Origin of the sequence: Desulfosarcina cetonica JCM 12296 (assembly GCF_001311845.1) — a bacterium.
GTDB lineage: Bacteria > Desulfobacterota > Desulfobacteria > Desulfobacterales > Desulfosarcinaceae > Desulfosarcina > Desulfosarcina cetonica.
Genome location: NZ_BBCC01000311.1, coordinates 1 through 4,387, shown reverse-complemented (window position 1 = coordinate 4,387; position 4,387 = coordinate 1). Strand labels below are relative to the sequence as shown.

Here is a 4,387-nt window from a genome sequence, read left to right as displayed (position 1 = left end):
GAAGAAAAAGAGACCCCCAAGACGGTTGCCGCCGTCCCGCCGGTTCCGGAGAAAGCCACGCCGCCCAAGCCGGTTGTCGTACCCAAAGCGGTCGTCAAGCCCAGGCCCAAGCCGAAGCCGAAACCGAGGCCGGCCCCCCGAAAGGTCGTGCCGCTTGTCCCGGTCATGTTGCGATCGTCCCCATCGGGAGCCCGGATATACATCGACGGCCGGTTGAAAGGCACCACGCCAACGACCCTGATGCTTTCTACCGGCGCCCACGGGATCCGGGCCAGCCTGCCCGGGTATCAGGATGCCCGTCGGCGGATCAGCATTGCCGAGACCATGGAATATCCCCTGGTATTCAAACTCAAAGCGGTCGGCCAGCCGTGATGGCCAAGCTTTTATGAGCATTGACTTATCTCCATGTTGACCCTAAAAATGCGATTGCATTTTCCTGACTTGACGCAATGCCCGATAATTAGCCGTTTTATTGAAAACTAGATTAAGTGTGCAAAGAGGAGGGGGTAGATATGAAGAATATTGGCAGAATGCTGGTGTTGTTTGTTGTCGTAACGGCATTTTTCGCCTGTGCTGCCAGCACAGCGCAAACAACATCCCAAAAGGTGGATTCGGCGACGACTTCCGCGCCGCCACCGATGGATGCAAAAAAACATACTGAAGCCGGAAAGTATGTGAACGCATTGCAAGCCTATGAGATGTGGAAAGCCGATCCGGATACGGTCAGGATTGTCGACTGCCGTACCCAGGAGGAGTATACGTTTGTCGGACATGCTTCAATGGCCTACAATATCCCGTCAAAACTGTGGACCGGAAAATGGAATCCGGAGAAAAAGAGTTATATTCTAGAGGATAATCCTGATTTTGAATCTTATGCGAAAAAAAAAATTTGGCTTGAACGATCCGATTCTGGTGATGTGCCGTTCAGGTCATCGAAGCGCGGCATCCATCAGCCGTTTGGCCACGGCCGGTTTCACGAATGTCTATAACATTACGGACGGCTTCGAAGGGGACAAAGTCAAGGACGCGGAAAGCTGTTTTGATGGTAAAAGAATGAAAAACGGCTGGAAAAATGCCGGTGCGGCATGGACCTATGATTTGGATGTTGAATTGGTTTATCAGCCTGGAAAATAGCGACTGATCCACCGACCCATGCATCCATCAATAAAACGGCTAACCCAGGTGGTGCGCCTAATGGCGCACCGCCGAAAGCGCAACATGGAAAGTAAGTCCCAATGAACCGCCTTATCCTGCTTTGCCTTTTTATCGTGGCGCTGCTCTATCTGGTCTTTCCCCGCGACCTGGTGCCGGATTATTTTCTCGGGTGGGGATGGATCGATGATATCGTGGTGGTGGTTCTGCTCTGGCGGTATTTCCGACGGTTGAAGCAGCCACGGCAAACCGACGATCCCCACGAGCAACCGTTTGGTGCGACCGGTGATGAACAGTCCCACGTCGGTGACGAGAACACACAGACGCCCCAGGACCCCTACGCGATCCTGGAAATCACTCCCGGCGCGTCGAAGGAAGAAATCAAGGCGGCGTATCGCCGGCTTGCCGGCAAGTACCATCCGGACAAGGTGCAGCATCTGGGCGAGGAGTTCCAGCGGCTGGCCGAAAAGCGTTTCAAGGAAATTCAAACGGCCTATGATCGACTCCGCTAAATGCCCCTGTTTGTAAATACGGTGACGTACCGAACCATCAACCAAGGAGAAGGACAATGATCGACAAAGACGAACTGCTCGCGCAGATGAAGAAGAAGTATGACGATCTGAACTACCGCTGGAATATCGAGCGCAATAAATTGGAAGCCAAGGCCCAGCACGAGAGTGCCGACGTGATCAAGAAGTTCGAGGAAAAGCGGGAGACCTTTCGCCAATACCAGGCGCAAATGAAGGACAAGCTCAAAGCCCTGGACGCTGCCGGCGAAAGCGCCTGGGATGATCTCAAGGGCGGGGCCGATGAGCCTGGAAGGCGCTGAGCACCGCGTTTGACAAGGCAACCGGGCACTTTAAAAAGAAGTGAGCGTTATTTTCATCTATCCCGTCTTGTCCTCCGTGTCCGTGACGGTTTGAAACATTACTTTGGGGCGTTCATGAAAATTATCGATTCGACGGTTGTCAACAAAAGCCGGTTTATGACGGTGGTTGCGGTTGATTATGAGGATCAGAAGGGCAGTTTGAAAAAATGGCACATGGTGACCCGAAAGCAGACGCCAAAATGCATCTCCGGCGATATTCAGAGACCGGATGCGGCCATCATCGTGCCTTACCACCCTCAGGAGAAAAAGCTTGTGGTGATCAGGGAGTTCCGCATTCCCGTGGGCGGGTATCAGTATGGCTTTCCGGCCGGTCTCCTGGACCCGACCGAAGACCTGGCAACGGCTGCCGGCCGCGAGCTATACGAGGAGACCGGCCTGGAACTGGTGCGTGTCTGCCGCCACAGCCCGGCCATTTTTTCCTCAGCCGGGATCACCGACGAAGCGATCAGCATGGTTTTCGCCGAAGTCACCGGATCGCCGGACACGCGGCACAACGAGGATTCGGAGGACATCACGGTCTTCATGATGGACCGCGATGCAGTGCGCGGGCTGCTGCAGCGTGAGGGCATCGCTTTCGGCGCGCGGGCCTGGCTGGTCATGGACGCCTTCGTGCGTTTGGGAAAAGGGTATCTGATCGACGATTGATACGCGGTCGCACCTATCCATGTCCCCTGGCGGAAGATTCGAACGGCATTTAGGGGACGATCAGGGGCGCCTATGCATCTTCACGACATCTTTACGAACAGATCATGCCCAGCTGGCATTCAGGGCGGGCATTGCCGTGTGCCTGCGTGGTTTTACCCATCCAGCGTAACAGTCCCACCGTCCCGAGGCCCCACACGCCGTTGATCAGAAAGGCGGTCGACAGGAGCTGCCAACTGCCATTCAGGGCATGGCCCTTTAAGGGCAGCACGATGAACAGGGCCACCAGGGAGGGAAAGACCGCGCCGAAGAAAAATGCCGCGGCCCAATAGCGGATGCCGGGAGGAAATCGGCCCTGGAAAAAGGCCAGGATTACACCCCAGACGCCGCCCCAGAACGCCAGCGAGAGGACCGCGGGAACGCCCCAGGGCCAGGTGGCGGCCATGTTGTAGGGTGCAAACGGCGCGATAGCGGCCATGTGCAGCAACCACAGGGCAAATTGGTGAAAGGTCAGGGTCGCCAGAAAACCGGCGAAGAACCCGAATAGCGACAATCGGATATGGGCATGGATGCGAGTTGTTGGATTCATGATTGAACTCCTTCTGCCTGAAAGGGCACATCAAACGATGCCAAAGTGTGTCTTCTCCAAAACGTAACGGATTCGTAAAAAGCCCGATATCGGCGTTACGCTTCATCCTTCGTCACTGCGGCGTACGCTAAGTACGCTGCCTACGGCACCCGCGATAGCGGTATTCCTCAGGATTCGCAAGCCTTGATCTCGGGCTTTTTACGAATCCGTCGGAAATGCGACTTTTTACGAGTTCATCAAAACGTGCCTTCTTAGAAGATGAGACCGCTTTTGAACAAAACAAGGTGATCATCATGTGTACAATGACCCAACGCGAACGCTTCCTGGCAACCCTGTTGGGCGGTAAGGCGGATCGCTTTCCCTTTTTCGACTTGGTCCCTGACGACGACACCTTGCAGCGCTGGCACCGGGAAGGATTGCCGCGCAACCGCACCGCTACGACCTATTTTCATCTCGAGCCGCATCATTCCGTGGGCCTGACCCTGCGCAGCTACCCGTTTTTCCACATGACGCCAGGCATCCTCGACGACCCGTCGGTGTTCGCGCGGCACTACGACCCCGACCAGCCGGCCCGCTATGCCAAAGATTTTGCCGAAACGAGCCAGCAGCTTCGCCGGCAGGGGCGCGTGATCTATGTGGATGCCTCGGGCGGCGGTCTCTTGCAGATGCTGGGGGTGGGGGACTGGGACTCGCTGGTGGCGGCCTGCGAGGCGATGGTCGAACGGCCCCGGACCGTGGAACGGCTGGTCGACCGGATCACCGATTTTTATTGCGTCTGCCTCGAGCGGGTGCTGTCGCGGGTAGCGGTCGACTATGCCTGCCTGTACGAGCCCATCGCCGCCAATACCGCGCCGGTGATTTCACCGGCCATGTTCGCGCGCTTCGCCATTCCCGGGTATCGCAAGGTCCTCGACCTGCTTAAACGGTTTTCCGTTCCGCTGCGCATCCTCTGCACCACCGGCGGCAACCTCACGCCCCTGTTGCCGGCGCTCATCGACGCCGGTATCAACGGCCTGTGGATCAGCAACATCAGCAGCGCCGGCATGCTTTATCCTGCCCTGCGCCGCCGCTTCGGCTCCCACATCGCCCTGATCGGCGGCATCGATGCCACCGCC

The 4,387-nt window shown here is 56.6% G+C and carries 8 protein-coding genes; 7 read left to right on the top strand and 1 reads right to left on the bottom strand.

The features are described 5' to 3' along the window. The 6 genes from JCM12296_RS32705 to JCM12296_RS32685 all read left to right on the top strand — a co-directional run. On the top strand, nt 1-372 hold a 372-nt coding region (locus tag JCM12296_RS32705; RefSeq protein ID WP_157068121.1), incomplete at its 5' end, for a PEGA domain-containing protein. A 140-nt stretch (nt 373-512) separates the two neighbouring features. Then, nucleotides 513-989 (top strand): rhodanese-like domain-containing protein, encoded by a 477-nt coding sequence (locus JCM12296_RS39370; protein ID WP_157068120.1) that lies wholly within the window; start codon nt 513-515, stop codon nt 987-989. Further along, nucleotides 874-1,134, top strand: coding sequence for a rhodanese-like domain-containing protein (locus JCM12296_RS51155; RefSeq protein WP_054701922.1), 261 nt, complete (start codon nt 874-876; stop codon nt 1,132-1,134). Before JCM12296_RS39370 ends, JCM12296_RS51155 begins: the two co-directional genes overlap by 116 nt. A 101-nt stretch (nt 1,135-1,235) precedes the next feature. Further along, nucleotides 1,236-1,664 (top strand): DnaJ domain-containing protein, encoded by a 429-nt coding sequence (locus JCM12296_RS32695; RefSeq protein ID WP_054701919.1) that lies wholly within the window; start codon nt 1,236-1,238, stop codon nt 1,662-1,664. A 56-nt stretch (nt 1,665-1,720) separates the two neighbouring features. Then, on the top strand, nt 1,721-1,981 hold the full coding sequence (locus JCM12296_RS32690) for a sll1863 family stress response protein (protein WP_054701916.1): 261 nt from the start codon (nt 1,721-1,723) through the stop codon (nt 1,979-1,981). A gap of 114 nt (nt 1,982-2,095) precedes the next feature. After that, nucleotides 2,096-2,686 carry an NUDIX hydrolase gene (locus tag JCM12296_RS32685; RefSeq protein ID WP_054701913.1) on the top strand — a complete coding sequence of 197 codons (591 nt, stop codon included), beginning with the start codon at nt 2,096-2,098 and terminating at the stop codon, nt 2,684-2,686. A gap of 91 nt (nt 2,687-2,777) precedes the next feature. On the opposite strand, the gene JCM12296_RS32680 is transcribed toward JCM12296_RS32685, so the two are convergent. Further along, nucleotides 2,778-3,272, bottom strand: coding sequence for a hypothetical protein (locus JCM12296_RS32680; RefSeq protein WP_174897336.1), 495 nt, complete (start codon nt 3,270-3,272; stop codon nt 2,778-2,780). A gap of 293 nt (nt 3,273-3,565) precedes the next feature. On the opposite strand from JCM12296_RS32680, the gene JCM12296_RS32675 reads away from it, so the two are divergent. Beyond that, nucleotides 3,566-4,387 (top strand): uroporphyrinogen decarboxylase family protein (locus JCM12296_RS32675; RefSeq protein WP_172684227.1); only part of this gene is annotated, 822 nt, incomplete at its 3' end.

Bases quoted from the DNA above. Each gene is read 5' to 3' on its own strand.
- JCM12296_RS32690 (WP_054701916.1), top strand. From the start codon at position 1,721: ATGATCGACAAAGACGAACTGCTCGCGCAGATGAAGAAGAAGTATGAC.
- JCM12296_RS32680 (WP_174897336.1), bottom strand. From the start codon at position 3,272: ATGAATCCAACAACTCGCATCCATGCCCATATCCGATTGTCGCTATTC.
- JCM12296_RS32695 (WP_054701919.1), top strand. From the start codon at position 1,236: ATGAACCGCCTTATCCTGCTTTGCCTTTTTATCGTGGCGCTGCTCTAT.
- JCM12296_RS32685 (WP_054701913.1), top strand. From the start codon at position 2,096: ATGAAAATTATCGATTCGACGGTTGTCAACAAAAGCCGGTTTATGACG.
- JCM12296_RS51155 (WP_054701922.1), top strand. From the start codon at position 874: ATGCGAAAAAAAAAATTTGGCTTGAACGATCCGATTCTGGTGATGTGC.
- JCM12296_RS39370 (WP_157068120.1), top strand. From the start codon at position 513: ATGAAGAATATTGGCAGAATGCTGGTGTTGTTTGTTGTCGTAACGGCA.